At 49.9% G+C, this 19435-nt stretch carries 14 protein-coding genes, 2 tRNA genes and 1 other RNA gene; 7 read left to right on the top strand and 10 right to left on the bottom strand.

Going from position 1 to position 19435, the window contains the following annotated elements:
• The first annotated feature begins 185 nt into the window (after nt 1–185).
• The 4 genes from CKQ54_RS11890 (at nt 186) to CKQ54_RS11875 (ending at nt 2864) form a co-directional block, all read left to right on the top strand.
• Nucleotides 186–262 (top strand) — tRNA-Val (locus CKQ54_RS11890).
• 28 nt (nt 263–290) lie between these two features.
• A tRNA-Val gene (locus tag CKQ54_RS11885) sits at nt 291–367 on the top strand.
• Between the two features lie 554 nt (nt 368–921).
• Nucleotides 922–2334, top strand: coding sequence for a pyruvate kinase PykF (gene pykF / locus CKQ54_RS11880; protein ID WP_112287943.1), 1413 nt, complete (start codon nt 922–924; stop codon nt 2332–2334).
• A 293-nt stretch (nt 2335–2627) separates the two neighbouring features.
• Complete coding sequence (locus tag CKQ54_RS11875) at nt 2628–2864, top strand: major outer membrane lipoprotein (protein ID WP_056773575.1); 237 nt, start codon at nt 2628–2630, stop codon at nt 2862–2864.
• Nucleotides 2865–3070: 206 nt separating this feature from the next.
• Here CKQ54_RS11875 and CKQ54_RS11870 read toward each other — a convergent pair whose 3' ends face one another.
• The 7 genes from CKQ54_RS11870 to sufA all read right to left on the bottom strand — a co-directional run bounded on the left by CKQ54_RS11870 (nt 3071) and on the right by sufA (nt 10111).
• On the bottom strand, nt 3071–4087 hold the full coding sequence (locus tag CKQ54_RS11870; RefSeq protein WP_120161792.1) for a L,D-transpeptidase family protein: 1017 nt from the start codon (nt 4085–4087) through the stop codon (nt 3071–3073).
• A gap of 257 nt (nt 4088–4344) precedes the next feature.
• Nucleotides 4345–4758 carry a cysteine desulfuration protein SufE gene (gene sufE, locus CKQ54_RS11865; RefSeq protein ID WP_120161791.1) on the bottom strand — a complete coding sequence of 138 codons (414 nt, stop codon included), beginning with the start codon at nt 4756–4758 and terminating at the stop codon, nt 4345–4347.
• A 28-nt stretch (nt 4759–4786) separates the two neighbouring features.
• Complete coding sequence (gene sufS / locus CKQ54_RS11860) at nt 4787–6007, bottom strand: cysteine desulfurase SufS (protein ID WP_120161790.1); 1221 nt, start codon at nt 6005–6007, stop codon at nt 4787–4789.
• Nucleotides 6007–7308 (bottom strand): Fe-S cluster assembly protein SufD, encoded by a 1302-nt coding sequence (gene sufD / locus CKQ54_RS11855; protein WP_120161789.1) that lies wholly within the window; start codon nt 7306–7308, stop codon nt 6007–6009. The genes sufS and sufD overlap by 1 nt, the downstream gene beginning before the upstream one ends.
• A complete protein-coding gene (gene sufC, locus CKQ54_RS11850) occupies nt 7283–8029 on the bottom strand; it encodes a Fe-S cluster assembly ATPase SufC (RefSeq protein WP_112287948.1) in 747 nt (248 codons plus the stop codon). Before sufC ends, sufD begins: the two co-directional genes overlap by 26 nt.
• Nucleotides 8030–8152: 123 nt before the next feature.
• The gene (gene sufB / locus CKQ54_RS11845) at nt 8153–9688 is read right to left on the bottom strand and encodes a Fe-S cluster assembly protein SufB (RefSeq protein ID WP_120161788.1); all 1536 of its coding nucleotides are present in this window, start codon (nt 9686–9688) and stop codon (nt 8153–8155) included.
• 51 nt (nt 9689–9739) lie between these two features.
• Nucleotides 9740–10111 carry a Fe-S cluster assembly scaffold SufA gene (gene sufA / locus CKQ54_RS11840; RefSeq protein WP_112287949.1) on the bottom strand — a complete coding sequence of 124 codons (372 nt, stop codon included), beginning with the start codon at nt 10109–10111 and terminating at the stop codon, nt 9740–9742.
• Nucleotides 10112–10569: 458 nt separating this feature from the next.
• Between sufA and CKQ54_RS11835 the strand changes: the two genes are divergently transcribed.
• Nucleotides 10570–10974: a hypothetical protein gene (locus CKQ54_RS11835; protein WP_120161787.1), complete on the top strand. Its 405-nt coding sequence runs from the start codon at nt 10570–10572 to the stop codon at nt 10972–10974.
• Between the two features lie 128 nt (nt 10975–11102).
• Here the strand turns inward: CKQ54_RS11835 and CKQ54_RS11830 are convergent, their stop codons facing one another.
• Together CKQ54_RS11830 and ydiJ are read right to left on the bottom strand one after the other, a co-directional pair.
• On the bottom strand, nt 11103–11522 hold the full coding sequence (locus CKQ54_RS11830; protein ID WP_120161786.1) for a hotdog fold thioesterase: 420 nt from the start codon (nt 11520–11522) through the stop codon (nt 11103–11105).
• A gap of 16 nt (nt 11523–11538) precedes the next feature.
• On the bottom strand, nt 11539–14595 hold the full coding sequence (gene ydiJ, locus CKQ54_RS11825) for a D-2-hydroxyglutarate dehydrogenase YdiJ (protein WP_120161785.1): 3057 nt from the start codon (nt 14593–14595) through the stop codon (nt 11539–11541).
• A gap of 403 nt (nt 14596–14998) precedes the next feature.
• Between ydiJ and ydiK the strand changes: the two genes are divergently transcribed.
• Together ydiK and rprA are read left to right on the top strand one after the other, a co-directional pair.
• Nucleotides 14999–16096: an AI-2E family transporter YdiK gene (gene ydiK / locus CKQ54_RS11820; RefSeq protein ID WP_112287953.1), complete on the top strand. Its 1098-nt coding sequence runs from the start codon at nt 14999–15001 to the stop codon at nt 16094–16096.
• Nucleotides 16097–16292: 196 nt separating this feature from the next.
• Nucleotides 16293–16403, top strand: an RNA gene (gene rprA / locus CKQ54_RS11815) — antisense sRNA RprA.
• A 195-nt stretch (nt 16404–16598) separates the two neighbouring features.
• On the opposite strand, the gene ppsA is transcribed toward rprA, so the two are convergent.
• Nucleotides 16599–18974, bottom strand: a complete 2376-nt coding sequence (gene ppsA, locus CKQ54_RS11810; protein WP_120161784.1) for a phosphoenolpyruvate synthase — start codon at nt 18972–18974, stop codon at nt 16599–16601.
• Nucleotides 18975–19435 lie beyond the last annotated feature (461 nt).

Raw genomic sequence — 19435 nt, 5'->3', positions numbered from 1 at the left:
TGGAAGCGCGTGGTGTTTAGGGTCTGCATAGTGGCTGTTATGCCTAAAAAAACAACGCAATGCGCATTAGCTCGACAGTCACGCACAATATGACAGGAAAATGTCTTTTTTCCCTTGCCAGTGTTCAGAGAGGTCGTTAATATTCGTCCCCGTCGCCAACACTGGCTGACAGACAGAAAAACGATGCGTCCGTAGCTCAGTTGGTTAGAGCACCACCTTGACATGGTGGGGGTCGGTGGTTCGAGTCCACTCGGACGCACCAATTTTCTCGCAGTACCGTTGCATGATGTGCGTCCGTAGCTCAGTTGGTTAGAGCACCACCTTGACATGGTGGGGGTCGGTGGTTCGAGTCCACTCGGACGCACCAAAGCAACGTTCTCTCTTGCCTCTCTGATGTAAACCTGATTCACCTCCCAACACTAAAATCCCTGAACTGTTCTGCCTGATGTTTTTCAGTGATCTTCAACGACATCTGTTTGTATTTTTTTACGATTATTTGTTACTTGTGTCATTTGCGAACGCTCGGTGAAAAAAATGTTGTGACCTGCAGACTGATACGCTGCCCGCATTGGTTGAATTCAAAACAACGTTCCGATATCTCTCCTAAGCTTGCGCAACATCACGTTTTTTATTTGGTTTCCCACCCCGTTCCCCTCTATAATACGCATCGTCTCTTCGATTGAATGGTTTCAGCCCCTTGATCTGTCGATATCGCCCTAATAAAAGCGTGACTACTCCAGTAGCGATGATAAATCGCACAAATCGCTATGCTTTGGCTGAACTTACTACACCATTCCTTTCACAGTCTTCTACGCTTAGTAATGATTTGATTCAACCAGGCACCATCTCAATTCCGCGCGGGCAGCTCTGCTGTCAGGCAAACACTTTTCCATTCCATCACAACTTGTAGATAAAATCGTCATGAAAAAGACCAAAATTGTTTGTACCATCGGCCCGAAAACCGAATCCGAAGAAATGCTGACCAAACTGCTTGATGCAGGCATGAACGTTATGCGTCTGAACTTCTCCCACGGTGATTATGAAGAGCACGGTCAGCGCATCCAAAATATCCGCAACGTGATGGCGAAGACCGGTCACAAAGCGGCAATTCTGCTGGACACCAAAGGTCCTGAAATCCGCACCATGAAACTGGAAGGCGGCAAAGACGCTTCTCTGGTTGCGGGTCAGACTTATACCTTCACCACTGATCAAAGCGTTATCGGTAACACTCAGCGCGTGGCTGTGACCTATCAGGGCTTCGCAGCTGACCTGAAAATCGGCAATACCATTCTGGTCGATGACGGCCTGATCGGTATGGAAGTGACTAACGTCACTGAAACCGAAGTGACCTGTAAAGTGCTGAACAACGGCGACCTGGGCGAGAACAAAGGCGTTAACCTGCCAGGCGTTTCTATCGCCCTGCCAGCGCTGGCAGAAAAAGACAAACGTGACCTGATCTTCGGTTGTGAGCAAGGCGTTGACTTCGTCGCGGCTTCCTTCATCCGTAAACGTTCTGACGTTCTGGAAATCCGCGAACACCTGAAAGCACACGGTGGCGAGCACATCCAGATCATCTCCAAAATTGAAAACCAGGAAGGCCTGAACAACTTCGACGAAATCCTCGAAGCTTCTGACGGCATCATGGTTGCCCGTGGCGACCTGGGCGTTGAAATCCCGGTTGAAGAAGTTATCTTTGCGCAGAAGATGATGATTGAGAAATGTAACCGCGCCCGCAAAGTGGTTATCACCGCTACGCAAATGCTCGATTCCATGATCAAAAACCCGCGCCCTACCCGCGCTGAAGCAGGCGACGTGGCTAACGCCATCATCGACGGCACCGATGCTGTCATGCTGTCTGGTGAAAGTGCGAAAGGTAAATACCCGCTGGAAGCTGTGACTATCATGGCCACCATTTGTGACCGTACTGACCGCGTAATGCAAAGCCGCATTGATGGTCAGAACGACAACCGCAAACTGCGTATTACTGAAGCCGTTTGCCGCGGTGCGGTAGAAACTGCTGAGAAACTGGATGCGCCACTTATCGTTGTTGCAACCAGCGGTGGTAAATCTGCTAAAGCTGTGCGTAAATACTTCCCGCATGCCACTATCCTGGCTCTGACCACCAATGAAATCACAGCACGTCAGTTAATCCTGACCAAAGGTGTTGTGACTCAGTTGGTGAAAGAAATTGCCTCTACTGATGATTTCTACCGTATCGGTAAAGAAGCCGCTATCGAAAGTGGTCTGGCTCAGAAAGGCGACATCGTAGTGATGGTTTCTGGCGCACTGGTTCAGAGCGGCACAACAAATACTTCATCGGTGCATGTTGTTTAATTAAAAACGTGACCAGGAGCATTAATGAACGCCGCGAAATGTGGCGTTTATTTATTCAAAAAGTATCTTGTTTCATAAAAAGTGCGAAAAGCGGTCGTAGCAAAATTGGGATAAGTCCCATGGAATACAGCTGTTTTCGCAGCAATTTTTAACTTTTTCGAAAAAAAAGATGCTTCTTTGAGCGAACGATCAAAATATAGCGTTTACCGACAAAAAATTATTCTCATTAGAAAATAGTTTGTGTAATACTTGTAACGCTACATGGAGATTAACTTAATCTAGAGGGTTTTATAATGAATCGCACTAAACTGGTACTGGGCGCTGTAATCCTGGCTTCAACTATGCTGGCTGGTTGTTCAAGCAATGCTAAAATCGACCAACTGTCTTCAGACGTTTCTACTCTGAACTCTAAAGTTGACCAACTGAGCAACGACGTGAACGCAATGCGTTCTGACGTTCAAGCAGCTAAAGACGATGCAGCTCGCGCTAACCAACGTCTTGACAACCAAGCTCACGCTTACAAGAAGTAATATTTACTTCTCTAGTTCAATGGCGCACTCAGTGCGCCATTTTTTTTGCCTGCAATTTGTCCTCCCCTACCTTCTTTCAACGCACCTAACCTTCATCAACACTCATCCGTAAAACACTCTCTATGGCCCCCCGAACGACTGACATAAAAAAAGGAGCCATGATGGCTCCTTCAGTGAAGATCGCTTCTGAAACGTTTTTGTAACGTTTACTGCGTGCTTGCGGTTGTCACGTCAGATTGTTGTGCCGAAGCTGCCGTCTGCGGCTCATTAACAGGTGGTGGCGTATCTGTTGCCTTATCACCCACACTCACCACGACAGGCATACCTGAGCGGCGGGTAATCGCCTCTTTCACCATTGCAGCATTAGTCTCATCGTTCCTGATGAATTTCTTCATTGCTGCAGTCAGCGGAATCGGTTTGGTCTGCGGGTCATCCTTTTCGGTGTGCGATAAAGGTTGATGCACTTCGATATAACGCTTACCGTCGGGCTCCACGTCATACTTGATTGGCTGATTCACAATCTGCACGCGGGTCCCTTTAGGAACTGAGTTAAACAGCGCTTCGATATCGTCCGGACGCAGACGAATACAGCCGGAACTCACGCGCATACCAATACCAAAGTTGGCATTGGTACCGTGGATCAGATACTGCCCTGTTCCGGCCGACAGACGCATCGCAAAAAGTCCCATCGGGTTATCCGGACCAGCAGGTACCATTCCCGGCAACGTAATGCCGTCTTTCAGATACGCTTTGCGGATGTTGGCCGTCGGCGTCCACGTAGGGTTAGGGATTTTCTGGCTGACTGAGGTGACCATTTCCGGCGTGTTACGACCCAGCTGGCCAATACCAATCGGATAGACGATGACTTTATCCTCGCCTTTCGGATAGTAGTACAGACGCAGTTCTGCCAGATTCACCACGATACCTTCACGTTTCGTGTCAGGTAACAGCATTTGTGAAGGGATAGTCAGTACGGTTCCCGCTTTCGGCAGATAAGGATCCGTGCCGGGATTGGCTTCCAGCATGGCGATCAGGCCAATCTGGTATTTCGCTGCCACGTCTTCCAGTGGTTTGCCGTCATTCGGCACCACATAAGTCGTGTTTTCGCCAATCAGGCGGCTATTATCCGGCGGCAAAGGGTATTCTGCTGCACTTGCGGTCATGGAATGCGTTGCCATAAACGTGCCAACTAACATTGCCAGAAGGGGTAATGCGCGTCTCATACTCAGTCCTTTTTCGGCCTGCGCTCAGACAATCTGAGGCAAGACATTATCTCGTCTGGTAATACTAGCAGCGCAGAATCTTGTGGCAATCAAACCACAGAAAATCAGAAAGTTACCGAAAGAGAGTCAGGCGAAAATGGCAAAGATAGTGAATTGAAAAATCAGACTAAAAACGAATTGCGAAAGGCAGAACGGAGAATTTGCTTTGCTCATTAGCAGACAATTCCTAATGAGCAAAGCAGCACTGCGGGGCTGATTTAAGACAGCTCAGCAGCCTTAGCACGAATCGAGCGGATCATCGCTTCTAACCCTTGCGAGCGTGAAGGCGTCAGATGCTGGCTCAGTTCCAGCTCCGTGAAGAACGGACGCACATCCAGCTCTACCACATCACGCGGAGTCAGACCCTGATACAGGCTGAACACGATCGCCACCAGACCTTTCACGATGGCAGCATCACTGTCACCCTCAAAGGTCAGCGCACCGTTTTCATCAGTACGCATCACAATCCATACCTGGCTCTGGCAACCGGAAATCAGGTTTTCATCCTGACGATGTTCTTCCGCCAAAGCCGGTAACTGGCCACCCAGTTCGATCACGTACAGATATTTCTCTTCCCAGTTCGGGCACCGGGAAAAGTTTTTGACTAACTTATTTTTATCGGGCAAAGCCATAACAACATCCTGATCAAGGCTGGCGGGATTACCCCAACAGCCGGTGAATACGTTGCAGTCCTGCGACCAGTCGGTCGACTTCTTCACGGGTATTGTACATCGCGAGCGATGCGCGGCACATAGCCGGTACACCGTAGAAGGACATTAACGGCATCGCACAGTGATGACCGGTGCGAATGGCAATACCGTATTGATCAAGGAAGCTGCCGACATCATAGGCGTGGTGTTTACCCAGATTGAACGCAATCACTCCTGCACGCGTCGCCGGGCCATAGATCTGAATATCCGGCACCTGCTCCATCGCTTTCAGCGCGTAAGCCATCAGCTCCTGTTCATAAGCGTGGATATTCTCCAGACCCAGTTCAGTCACATATTCAATGGCGGCGCCCAGCCCCATGATACCGCCGGTATTTGGAGTACCCGCTTCAAAGCGCCACGGAGCCGCGGCAAAGGTCGTCCCTTCGGTCAAGCTGACATGCTTGATCATTGAGCCGCCGCCTTCCCACGGTGGCATTTGCTCCAGCAACGCTTTGCGACCGTACAGAATGCCGATACCGGTAGGTCCGTAAAGTTTGTGCCCGGACCAGACATAGAAATCACAACCCAGCGCCTGAACGTCAACCGCGTGATGCATCACCGCCTGCGCGCCATCCACCAGAACGGTCAGCCCTGCTGCTTTCGCCTGAGGAATGATTTTTTCGATCGGGTTAACGGTGCCCAGCACGTTAGAAACATGCGCCAGCGTCAGCAATTTAGTGCGCGGCGTGATCAGGGATTCAAGCTGCGATAAATCCAGCTCTCCCTGCGGCGTCAGGTGCCAGACATCAATATGCAGATCACGTTCTTTCGCCAGCATCTGCCATGGCACGATGTTCGCGTGGTGTTCCATTTCGGTCAGAATGATATGGTCGCCGGGCTGTAAAAACTCACGCCCCCAGGTATTGGCGACCAGGTTAATGGCTTCCGTGGAACCTTTCACGAAGACAATTTCTTCTGCCGACGCAGCATTCATGAATTGTGCGGCCTGCGTGCGGACGTTTTCCATCTGCTCGGTGGCTTCCGCGCTCATGGTGTGAATGCCGCGGTGAACCGCAGCATAACCTTGCTCGAAGAAAGACATTTCACGTTGAATGACCTGACGCGGTTTCTGTGCGCTGGCCGCGCTATCAAGGTAGGCCAGCGGCTGGCCGTTAACTTCACGGCTCAGCACAGGGAAATCGCTACGTACTCTTTCCAGTGGAAAACTCATTACTTACCTCGATTTAGCCGGCCTGCAATACGGGCAATCACGACTTCACGCAGGGTTTCATTCTCAATGGCTTCCGTCAGTTCAGCGGCAAAAGCAAAGATGATCATTTGCTGTGCATCCTGACCGCTGATCCCACGGGTACGCAGATAGAAAAGCTGTTCGTCGTCGATACGACCCACAGTAGCACCGTGGCTGCACTTCACATCATCGGCATAAATTTCCAGCTGCGGTTTGGTATCAACCTCAGTGTGTTTGCCCAGCAACAAGTTGTTGTTGGTCATTTTGCCGTCGGTTTTCAGTGCGTGCTGCGCCACTTTGATCATGCCGTTGAAAATCGCTTTAGCACGATCGTTCACGATCACTTTATGCAACTGGTTGCTGTTGCAATAACCTTTGTTGTGTTCCAGATAAGTACGGGTATCAGCAATCTCAGAATCAACCGGCAGAACCAGGCTGTTAATGTTGAGCTCGCTGTTTTCACCGTTAAGCTGAGCACTGGTGTTATTACGGGTCAGACCCGCTCCCAGCAGGAAGCTATGGCTGGCAACACGTGCATCGCGACCGATAACCAGATCGTTATGCGAGAAGTGGAAACTTGCCTGACTTTCAAAGGCCAGTTTGTAATGCGTGAAATCGGCATTATCGCCCACATTCACCGTCATACGTGCTCCGGTGAAATGGCCGTGATCGTTCAGGCTGAGATAATGTTCGATCACTTCTGCATTCGCACCGCCCTCAATCGCCAGATGATAGCGATGATGTACGGTGTTCATTTCGCGTGACTGGTCACGACCGCTGCTCAGATGTAAAAGATACAGCGGCTTCTCGGCCTGCTTGCCCGCGGGCAAACGTACAGATAGGGAATCTTGCGCCAGGCTTTCGGTCAGGTGCAAAAACACTTCTGACTGAATCGGATCAGGCAACGTCTGTTGCGCCGCCGGGCTCAGTTTTTCAATTTCAAAAGCACCGGTATCAGAATCACTGAGATCCGCATCGAAACGGCCATCAATGAATACCAGACGGTAGCAATCCACTGGCAGCGCCAGCGATTTAACCTGTTCAACAGTCAGTGCCTGTTGCTGCGGAGCAAAGAACTGATTACCCAGCAGTGAAGAGACCGGAGTGTACTTCCAGTCTTCCAGTTTTGCGTGCGGGAAACCCAGGCGCAGCACCTGTTGCCAGTGTGCATGAGCGTGAGTGGATTGTTCACCGCCACGGCTTTCAAAAAGACGGTAAAGCTGCTGCATGGCGTGCGAACTGCCCGCCGCAGGTGCATTACTCTTCGTCGGTAAGCCAGCCATAACCCTGCTCCTCTAACTGTTTAACCAAGGTGAAATCGCCGGATTTAACAATGCGGCCCTGATACAGAACGTGCACGTAGTCAGGCTTGATGTAGTCGAGGATACGCTGGTAGTGGGTCACGATAACGAATGAACGTTTGCCGTCACGCAGTGTGTTAACACCGTCAGAAACGATTTTCAGGGCATCGATATCCAGACCGGAGTCGGTTTCATCCAGGATGCACAGGTTTGGCTCAAGGGCTGCCATTTGCAGAATGTCGTTACGCTTTTTCTCACCGCCGGAGAAGCCAACGTTCACTGAACGGGTCAGCAAATCAGCAGGCATTTTCAGCATTTCGATTTTTTCTTCGATGAAATCAGCGAAGTCAAAACGGTCCATCGGTTCCTGTCCGCGGTATTTACGCACAGCATTTACCGCAGTTTGCAGGAAGAAATGGTTAGTCACACCGGGAATTTCCACCGGATACTGGAAAGCCATAAAGACGCCTTCACCAGCGCGGTCTTCCGGAGCGAGTTCCAGCAAATCTTTACCGTTGAAGATTACGGAGCCGTCGGTGACTTCGTAATCTTCGCGGCCAGCCAGTGTCGCGGAGAGCGTACTTTTACCTGAGCCGTTCGGGCCCATGATGGCGTGTACTTCACCCGGTTTGATCTCCAGATCAAGGCCTTTCAGAATTTCCTTTTCTTCGACACGGACCTTCAAATTCTTAATGCTTAACATACGTATCCTTGAGTTTGCGCCTGCGCGCTCTTAATTCTGTTTATGCTTTGACTGTGCTGAACTAAAACCTGCCCGGTGCTGACGTCACACCACGCTACACCGGGAGGAAAAAACGTCGGCGAATTAACCGACGCTATGTTCAAGACTGATGGCCAGCAGTTTCTGTGCTTCGACAGCGAACTCCAGCGGCAGCTCGGAAAAGACATCTTTACAGAAACCGTTAACAATCATGGAAATCGCGTCATCTTCGCTGATACCACGTTGCAGACAGTAGAACAGCTGGTCATCGCCGATTTTTGACGTTGTGGCTTCATGTTCCAGCTGCGCGGTATTGTTACGCACTTCCACATACGGGAAGGTATGCGCTGCGCTGTCGGCGCCAATCAGCATTGAGTCACACTGGGTAAAGTTACGCGCGTTTTCTGCACTTGGCAGGATCTTCACCAGACCGCGGTAGCTGTTCTGGCTGTGACCCGCAGAGATACCTTTGGAGATAATGGTCGACTTGGTATTTTTACCAATGTGGATCATTTTGGTGCCGGTATCTGCCTGCTGTTTGCCGCTGGTCAGTGCAACCGAGAAGAATTCACCAATAGAGTTATCACCTTTGAGGATAACGCTTGGGTATTTCCAGGTGATCGCTGAGCCGGTTTCAGACTGCGTCCAGGACATTTTCGAACCCGCGCCTTCGCACAATGCGCGTTTGGTCACGAAGTTCAGAATGCCGCCGCTGCTGTCTTTGCTGCCGGAGAACCAGTTCTGGACGGTGGAATATTTCACTTCCGCATCTTTGTGCAGAATCACTTCCACCACCGCAGCGTGCAGCTGGTAGGTATCACGAACTGGCGCCGAACACCCTTCGATGTAACTCACGTAACTGCCTTCATCGGCAATCAGAATAGTACGTTCAAACTGGCCGGTTTTCGCCGCGTTGATACGGAAATAAGTCGACAGTTCCATCGGGCAACGCACGCCTTTTGGCACATAAACAAAGGTACCATCAGAAGCAACGGCAGCATTCAGTGCGGCGAAGAAGTTATCCTGCGCAGGCACCACTGTACCGAGGTATTTGCGCACCAGATCAGGATATTCGTGAATGGCTTCGCCGAATGAGCAGAAAATAACGCCTGATTCCGCCAGCTTTTCACGGTAAGTCGTGGAGACAGAAACGGAGTCGAAAATTGCATCGACCGCCACTTCTTTGCCTTCACGAACCGGAACACCCAGCTGCTCAAAAGCTTTTTCTACTTCACTGGTGAGGTAGTTTTTATTGTCAAGAGCGCCATCAAGCGCAGGAATGCTGTGCGAATTTTCCGGAGGCTGCTGCGTAGCGCCAGGCTGAGAACCGCAGGTATCATCGCAGCTGCCACATGATGGCGCGGAATAATAGCTGTAATCCTGGTAATCAAGAGGCGTGTAATACGCTTTGAGCCAGTGCGGTTCTTCCATTTTCAACCAGGCATGATAAGCCTGCAGACGGAACTCCAGCATCCACTCAGGCTCATTACGCTTCGCGGAAATGGCACGCACCACATCTTCGTTGATGCCTGATGCTAATTCATCGGTTGCAAGCTGGGTAAAGAACCCTTCTTTATAGTTCGTTCCCTCGCCGACCCAAGACTGCACATCATCTGGAATTTCTACGTTGCTTCGTGACATGTTGGTTACATCGCTTTGTTTACAATAATCTTAAAAACTGAAAGCCGTTTCTTACAGGCCGAAACTTTCGCCACACCCGCAGGCATGCTGAGCTTTAGGATTATTGAATTTAAATATCTGATTCAGTCCTTCACGGACAAAATCTACCTCAGTTCCGTCGATGAAAGGCATGGCCTTCAGCGGAACAAACAGCAAAGCGCCGTCATGTTCAAACACCAGATCATCACTGGCTGGTTGTTTGGTTAAATCCAGAACGTAGCCAAAGCCGGCACAGCCCGATTGTTTCACCGAGAGCTGGAGACCTTTGACCTCAGGATCCTGCGCCATCAGAGTATTAATCTGTTTTGCGGCAGAATCAGTCAGGCTCACACCTTGCCATACGTTGTCGTCTAAAGAGAAAGAGCCGACAGTTTCAGTTTGCATCTGTCTTACCTCGTAATTTTACGGTCATAGACAAGACCTATTGTCTCTATTCTAGTGATAACAGGTACCACTTCAACCTCTTGTTTTAAGAGGGTATAGCGATTGCCCATGAGGAAAGTCGCTCAATGTGCATCGGGTTAACACCTGGTCGCTGGCGGGTCTTGAACACCGCAACCATCAACTGATTGAATAAATTGTCAATTTTTTGTTAAAAATTAAAATTAACCTTATAAACATTGCGGGTTAATAGCTTTCATTGTGTCTATTATAAAACATTCATCGGAAATGCCTATTTATGAATTCGCCACAACCGAAAAAATTAAAGCTCTTTTTGCTTATCTGCTTTCGCACAACAAAATGAAAAAAAACCGATGAAAACGTTGATCCGGTCATTTTTTGCCAATATGATGGTCATTCTTTGATAATGATTATCATTCAGATAACCCGGAATACTGAGAATGGTTCAATCGGTAAATGCGTGGTTGCAAGGCAAGATCGACGAATACAAATCGAATGTCCGCGATGCCACAGTAGATTTCTACATGGCTGATGCGGCCTTACGACGTCCTGATGCACATTTATGTCAGCTCAAACGCTTCAACAACATTTGTCTGGAAATGGCTAACCTGTGCCTGCAAAACGGCGATGATCACAGCTATCTGCATGCGCTCTGCAAATTGCACAACCGCCTGATTCTGGAAATCAACAGTGTTGTCCGCTGTGAGCTCTTTCGTGTTCAGAGTTATCATTTTGCGCGGCATACGTTAAAACTCATTTGTCAGTATTATGCCATGATGGGCATCTGGGAAAAAGCAACGGCATTTCAAACTGACTTTGCGAAACGCGTCCCTTTCCAGCTTTGACTTACTTTCAATGTGTTACACCAATTTTAAGACAAATAAAAAAGGCGGACACATGATTAATGTATCCGCCCTTCCCTGAAACACGACTCAAGATAACTGATGAATCAAGATAACTGACAGAGCCTGTTTCAGTGATCAATCACCATCGTGGTCAACCTCGACACGCAGCAAAGATTTCCTTTCTCATCAAAAATTTCGATTTGCCAGACCTGGCTGCGGCGCCCGGCGCGCAATGCACGACACACACCGCGCACATGTCCCTCGCGTGCTGAATGCATGTGGCTGGCGTTAATCTCCACGCCGACCACCGTCTGGCTGCCTTCGCAGCACAAATAGCCTGCCATCGATCCCATGGTTTCCGCCAGAACCACCGATGCCCCGCCATGCAGCAGGCCAAAAGGTTGTGTCGTGCGGCTATCCACGGGCATGGTCGCCTCAAGAAAATCTTCGCCCAACTGGGTAAATTCTATTCCCACGTGCCCAACCATACATCCCTGACTGCGCTGATTCAGGGCATCCAGCGTGGTACTGCGTTTCCAGAGTGACATAATGCTTCCTTAATGGTCAGGGAATGATTTCCAGCAAAGCCTGTAAGGGATGGCGAACACCGTTCCCCTCAATACGTTTGACCTGACTGCGGCATGAATAACCGGTTGCCAGACAGCGCTGGCGCGGCAACCGCTGCAAAGAGGTATGCCAGGAAAGCTCGTAAATCCCCAGAGAGTTCTCAAGATTTTTAGTTTCATGGCCGTACGTTCCGGCCATTCCGCAGCAGCCGACACTGACATTTTCCAGCTTCGCGCCATAGCGGGCAAAAATATCACCCCATTGCTTGCCGCTGTTTGGCAACGCCGTACTTTCCGTACAGTGACCAAACAGATACCAGGATTCGCCGCTTTGCTGCTGTGCCGGGCGTTCAGCCAGCCACACATCAAGCCATTCATGCACCAGTTGTACCTGGAATGAGCCACGCGACTCGCCCAGGATCTCCTTATATTCATCGCGATAACACAGCACCAGCGCCGGGTCGACGCCGACCATCGGCATTCCTAATTGCGAAACACGGTTGAGGAACAACGACGTTTTCTTCGCTGTTTTCGCAAAACGAGTGAGGAAGCCTTTAATGTGCTGCGCTTTACCGTTCGGAGAGAATGGCAACAGAACAGGTTTGAGGCCAAGCTTCTCAATCAGCCGGACAAAATCAGCCACCACCTGCGCATCATAGAAACTGGTGAACGGATCCTGAACTACCAGCACGTATTCGCCACGCTGCGCGGGAGAAATGGCTTCAAGTTGCTCCAGCGTCATCGTACTGGCGCGATGTCCAAGTAGCTGCTCACGCAATGTCGGGGAAGAGAGTAAAGGCAAATCTACCATGCCAATACTTTTCCGGCTCATTTCACGCACCCAGGGTTGTTTGAGGAAGAAATTAAACAACTTCGGTGCTTTTGCCATAAGCGGTGCGTAGCTTTCCACGCCGGCCACAAAGTGATCACGAGCAGGACGCAGATATCGTGTGTGATAAAGCTGCAGGAACCGCGATCGGAATCCGGGAACATCAATTTTAATCGGACACTGTGTGGAACAGGCTTTACAGGCCAGACAGCCTGACATCGCCTCTTTCACTTCATGCGAAAAATCATATTCGCCTTTATTGGCGTGCCAGGTGTTACGCGTGCGATCAATCAGGGTACGGAAACTTAGCCCTTTTTCAGGCAGCGCATTTTCCAGCGCCAGCGGATCAACGCCCTGTTCTGACAGCAGGCGCAACCATTCGCGCACCAGACCTGCACGACCTTTAGGCGAATGAATGCGGCTGCCGGTGATTTTCATCGACGGGCACATCGGGCTTTTCACATCGAAATTGAAACATAACCCGTTGCCGTTACATTCCATCGCACCGCGGAATGACTGACGAACTTCCAGCGGAATACGGCGATCCAGTGTGCCGCGTTTCGCCGCATCCACTTTCATCATCGGTTCATCGCAATCCAGCGGCGCACAGATCTTACCTGGGTTGAGGCGGTTGTCCGGGTCGAACACGGTTTTGATCCGGCGTAACTCATGGAACAATTCTTCACCAAAGAAAGCCGGACTGTATTCGGCACGGAAACCCTTTCCATGCTCGCCCCACAGCAGCCCGCCATATTTTGCCGTCAGTGCGACGACTTCATCGGAAATTTGCTTGAGCAACATTTCCTGCTGCGGATCGCACATATCCAGCGCCGGACGTACGTGTAATACACCCGCATCCACGTGACCAAACATTCCGTAGCTCAGATGATGGCTGTCGAGCAGCGCCCGAAATTCGACGATGTAATCCGCCAGATGCTGAGGCGGAACACAAGTGTCTTCGGCAAATGGCAAGGGTTTAGCCTGCCCTTTGGCATTGCCCAGCAGCCCGACGGCTTTTTTACGCATGTTATAGATGCGCTCTATACCAGGCAGATCGGCGCAAATCTGATAACCAATCACACCGCCTTCTTTGTCACTCATCAACCCGTCAAGACGCTCACACAATGCGCTCACCTGGTTTTCGATGAGATCAGCATCATCGCCAGCGAACTCAACAATGTTAAGCCCCTGCATATCTTTGCCTTCAACATCCGTGATGTAGTCACGCACGCTGTGCCAGACAATATCCTCACGTGCCAGATTCAGCACTTTTGAGTCAACGGTTTCTACTGAAAGAGCTTTCGCTTCCACCATAAAAGGTGCGTTGCGCAGGGCCGAGTTGAAAGAGTCATACTTGATGTTGACCAGACGACGCACTTTCGGGATTGGCGTGATGTTCAGACGGGCTTCAGTAATAAAGGCCAGCGAGCCTTCTGATCCGGTCAGAATTCGTGTCAGATTAAAGGTTTGCAGGTCATCACTCAGCACATGACGCAAATCGTATCCGGTCAGGAAACGGTTAAGTTTTGGGAATTTCTCTATTACCAGCGCACGGTTGTCGCGGCAACTGTCGAGCACCGTGCGATAAATCCGCCCGATAACCGAATCTTCTTCACCCAGTTTATCTGCAAGCTCTGTCGGGATCGCCGTGGTATCCAGCATGTCGCCGCCAAGCACAATGGCCCGGACACCAAGCACGTGATCTGAGGTTTTACCGTACACCAGCGAGCCCTGCCCGGAGGCATCGGTATTGATCATCCCGCCGAGCGTGGCGCGGTTACTGGTCGAGAGTTCCGGCGAGAAGAAATACCCCAACGGGCGCAGATAATCATTGAGCTGATCTTTAATCACACCGGCTTCAACTTTTACCCATCCCTGCTTTGTATTGATATCGAGAATGCGGTTCATATGACGGGACATATCAACCACAATGCCACGGTTCAGCGACTGACCGTTGGTACCGGTACCGCCACCGCGCGGAGTGAATACCAGCGTTTTAAAACGTTCCTGCCCTGCAAGACGGGCAATCAGTGCCACGTCTGACGTGGCGATCGGGAATAAGACAGCATCCGGCAACAACTGATAGACGCTGTTATCTGTCGCCATCGTCAGCCGGTCTGCATAAGTAGTTGTGACATCACCCGTAAAACCATTCTTTTTTAACGCTTCCAAAAAATCGAGCACCAGCTGGATGACACCCGGCGCCTGAGAAATCTGTGGGATCATTGAATTATGACTCTGTCTTTGTTGTATGCCTGGCGGGCCCGAGGCGACCTGCCGGATCTGACTTGCAGATCCACCTGTTATTTACCCAGAATAAAAACTAACATACTTCGTTTTTCCGCGCTCCGTCTGGTTGCCGTTTGTTGCATTACTTTCATGATGAATCGCAAAAATCGCGTATCAGCACAACGCGTTGCAACTAATCTTGCGGCGAGCTATCCAAAAGCAGCCGGATGTTCCATGCTTATTTCAGATTGGCTGGATTTTGAACACACAGATCATGAACACATGGGATCATGAGCACACTGAATTTTGAATACCCCGGATTTAATATCCGGGTTTGAAATACAAAGTATGGAGGCACAGGGTTCGTGCCTTACTTGGTTTATCACATTGAGAAACATGAATGAATCTCCCAATTAAACGTTACGATTTACCCCAGATTATGTTTGGGGTGTTGTTTATTGCACTGATGACCATCGCCAGTATCTGGATCGTTCAGCCTTTTATTCTTGGGTTTGTCTGGGCAGGCATGGTGGTTATCGCGACATGGCCGCTGATGATTAAGCTCCAGCGGCTGCTTTGGGGACGCCGTTTCCTTGCCGTCATCATCATGACTTTGTTACTGATTTTATTATTTGTTTTGCCTATTGCGATGCTGGTCAGCAGCGCAATTGAAAATGGCGCGCCTCTGGTAGAAATCGCCAGCCACCCTTCCTCACTGCATATGCCTGATTTCCACTGGCTTAATTCCATTCCGCTAGTGGGTCATAAACTGTATACCGGCTGGCACGCGCTGATTAATGGCGGCGGGAATGCGCTGGTGACCAAGGTTCAGCCGTATGTCGGACAAACAGCCGCGTGGTTTGTCACTCAGGCCGGTCATCTTGGACGGTTTATTGTCCACTGTTCGCTGATGCTGTTGTTCAGTGCCTTGTTGTACAGCCGTGGCGAACAAGTTGCTTTAGGGATCCGCCACTTTGCCATTCGTCTGGCCGCAGAACGCGGTGACGCTGCCGTTATTCTCGCCGGTCAGGCCATACGAGCTGTGGCTTTAGGCGTGGTCGTAACCGCCATTGTGCAGTCAATTCTTGGCGGTATCGGGCTGGCGATTGCGGGCATCCCTTATGCTACCGTGCTGACGGTAGTGATGTTCGTTTGCTGCGTTGCGCAAATCGGCCCATTGCTGATACTGATACCGGCAATCATCTGGCTTTACTGGTCCGGCGACAATACCTGGGGCACCGTGCTTCTGGTCTGGAGCTGCGTGGTCGGGTCCCTTGATAACGTGCTGCGTCCGGTTCTGATCCGCATGGGTGCAGATTTACCTATGTTGCTGATTCTCTCTGGTGTTATCGGGGGATTGTTTGCCTTCGGTATGATCGGGCTGTTCATCGGACCGGTGGTACTGGCCGTATCGTATCGCCTGATTTCCCTCTGGGTACATGAAGCCCCTGAACCAGAGATGGATCCGGAAGAAGCCTTAAAAGCACTGGATGAATAAACTCTTCATTAAGTAACTTTCTGACGGCGTTGCCCATAAAATTGAATGTGGCAGCGCCGTTATTTTATTCCTTTCCTCTCCCCCTATTTTACGTCCCATCCGTTCCTCAATAACTGCCCTCACTAAATAGTATGAGAATAAACTCTATTAGGAGGATTCTTACAGACTAAATACCTTGAGAAACTTAGTATTATTAACAGTTCGGATTTCAACTCACTGATTTATATACAGGCTTTCCCCTGAGCCGGTATACCCCAAATTGCTGTGTGTAGTCTTTGCCTGTCTCCTATGACGGGCCTTTTTTTTATTTATTGTCCGCTAACTTCATTCTCCGGTAACCTTTTATTATTACCTGATAAAACTGCCGGCCAAAAACCTTCGTTTTCTGTTTCCTCCTTACTGAAATAAGTATTTTCCAGTTCCTTTGCACAAAAATGAAAAGGCCATCACCCGTGAGTGACAGCCTTTATTTTATGATTTAGGAATTGCTTTATGAATCGATTTACTTTTCCGCTAACGCCAGCCAGGTTTGTACAACTGTATCCGGATTCAGCGACAGACTGTCGATTCCCTCATCCATCAGCCATTGCGCAAAATCCTGATGATCTGAGGGTCCCTGCCCGCAGATGCCGACATACTTGCCCTGCTTTTTCGCGGCTTTGATTGCCATCGACAGCAACGCTTTGACGGCGTCATTTCGCTCATCAAAGAGTTCAGAAACCACACCGGAATCACGATCCAGCCCCAGAGCAAGCTGAGTCATGTCATTCGAGCCAATCGAGAATCCATCAAAGTGTTCGAGGAACTGATCCGCCAGTAAAGCATTCGACGGAATTTCGCACATCATGATAACTTTCAACCCGTTTTCGCCGCGCTTCAGTCCCTGATTTGCCAGTTCGGCGACCACGGCTTCCGCCTGCGCCACCGTGCGTACAAACGGAATCATCACCTCAACGTTAGTGAGATCCATGTCATTACGCACGCGTTTCATTGCCTCGCACTCCAGTGCAAAACAATCGCGGAAGTTGTCTGATACATAACGGCCAGCACCGCGGAAACCGAGCATGGGGTTTTCTTCATGCGGTTCATACTTCTCGCCGCCTACCAGATTGGCATACTCGTTTGATTTGAAATCAGACAAACGGACAATGACGCGTTTTGGCCAGAAAGCCGCGCCGAGCGTCGCGATCCCCTCCGTCAGGCGCGCCACATAATATTCGCGCGGGCTGTCATAGCCCTGGATCATCTTATTGATGGTTTCCTGCAATTCAGCCGGCTGCTGGTCAAACTCCAGCAAGGCTTTTGGGTGCACGCCAATCATGCGGTTGATGATAAATTCCAGACGCGCCAGTCCGACACCTTCATTCGGTAAGCAGGCGAAATCAAAAGCACGATCCGGATTACCGATATTCATCATGATTTTCAGCGGTAATTTTGGCAGCTCATCGATTTCAGAACTTTGTACACTGAAATCCAGTTCATCCTGATACACATATCCGGTATCACCTTCTGAACAGGAAACCGTGACTTTCTGATTTTCGGTGAGTTTCTCGGTGGCGTCTCCGCAACCGACAACAGCAGGGATGCCCAGTTCACGGGCAATAATCGCAGCGTGACAGGTACGACCGCCGCGGTTAGTCACGATGGCTGATGCCTTTTTCATGATCGGCTCCCAATCGGGATCCGTCATATCGGTCACCAGGATATCGCCTGCCTTAACGTGATGCATTTCGCTGATATCGTGGATGATCTTAACGGGCCCCGCACCGATGCGGTGACCGATTGCACGTCCTTCCACCAGCACTTTGCTGCTGCCATTAAGCTGGTAACGTTCCATCACCTGACCGTTTGAACGTACGGTCTCAGGACGCGCCTGAACAATATAGAGTTTGCCGTTATGACCATCTTTAGCCCATTCGATATCCATCGGGCGGCCATAATGTTTTTCGATCAGTATCGCCTGACGCGCCAGCGCCTGCACTTCTTCATCCGTCAGGGAGAATCGGGTGCTCAGTTCGGCTGGCACATCTTCAATCTGGACTTGCTTGCCGTGCTCCTGGCTTGGTGCATAAACCATGCGGATTTTCTTTGAGCCCATGGTGCGACGAACAATCGACGGTTTTTTCTTGTCGAGCGTCGGCTTATGTACATAGAACTCGTCGGGATTCACCGCCCCCTGCACCACCATTTCGCCCAGGCCGTAGGCAGAAGTGATAAAGACCACCTGATCAAAACCCGATTCAGTATCGATAGTAAACATCACGCCAGCTGCGGCGAGGTCTGAACGCACCATACGCTGGACACCGGCAGATAACGCCACACCGCGGTGGTCGTAGCCCTGATGCACACGATAAGAAATGGCGCGGTCGTTGAAGAGAGAAGCATAAACATGTTTCACGGCAGTCATGATTGCATCAAATCCCTGAACGTTCAGGAAAGTTTCCTGCTGCCCGGCAAAAGACGCATCGGGCATATCTTCGGCCGTTGCCGATGAACGCACAGCGAAAGAAGCCTCCGGCTCGCCTTCAGAAAGCTGCTGATAAGCCTCGCGGATAGCCTGCTCGAGTTCTGGCTGGAATGGCGTCTCAATGATCCACTGACGGATTTGCGTGCCCGCTTTGGTCAGTTGTGCGATGTCGTCCACATCCGTTTTATCCAGCAATTCATGGATACGGTGGTTTACGCCGCTCTGATCGAGAAAATCATTAAATGCCTGAGACGTCGTTGCAAAACCGTTCGGAACGGAAACACCCAAATCAGACAAATTGGTGATCATTTCCCCGAGGGATGCGTTCTTGCCCCCGACTTTATCAACGTCGTTCATACCCAGTTGGTTGTACCAGATAACATTGCGTAAATCGGGATCGAGATGAGCCATGAAACAATCCTTTATTATTTATTTACAGTAATAGTCAACAGGAGTGTAAAACCGGTTATTCAACGGTTGCCTGAAACACTTTTTGTGTCATTAAACAACGCTGTCTTTTTGAGACTAGCATAATGATCCATAGAAGATGGACAGGTGAATCGTTCCAGCAAATCAAACTATTTTTGTTTAGGAAAAATCCAGCATCAGTATTTTTGTTACTGAGGGGAAATGAGCATTATTCCTTATGAATCATGAAGAAGTTATCTCTGTCTCCGGTCTGTGATTCATGCTAACAGGGCTGCTGAAGTTGTGCTGAAGCAAATCAAAAACCTGCGAGGGATCGCGAAAAATTTAAAATGGCATTTCATTTATTACAGCCATTTTGCGCAGTATCTCGCAGCAATGAAGATAAGATGGAAATGCGGAGGAATTACTCTTTTTATTTCCTTCAATTCTGGTTATTACTTAAT

The organism is Rahnella variigena, from assembly GCF_003610915.1.
Lineage (GTDB): Bacteria > Pseudomonadota > Gammaproteobacteria > Enterobacterales > Enterobacteriaceae > Rahnella > Rahnella variigena.
The sequence above is the reverse complement of the archived record's forward strand: the minus strand, read 5'-3'. Positions and strand labels throughout refer to the sequence as shown.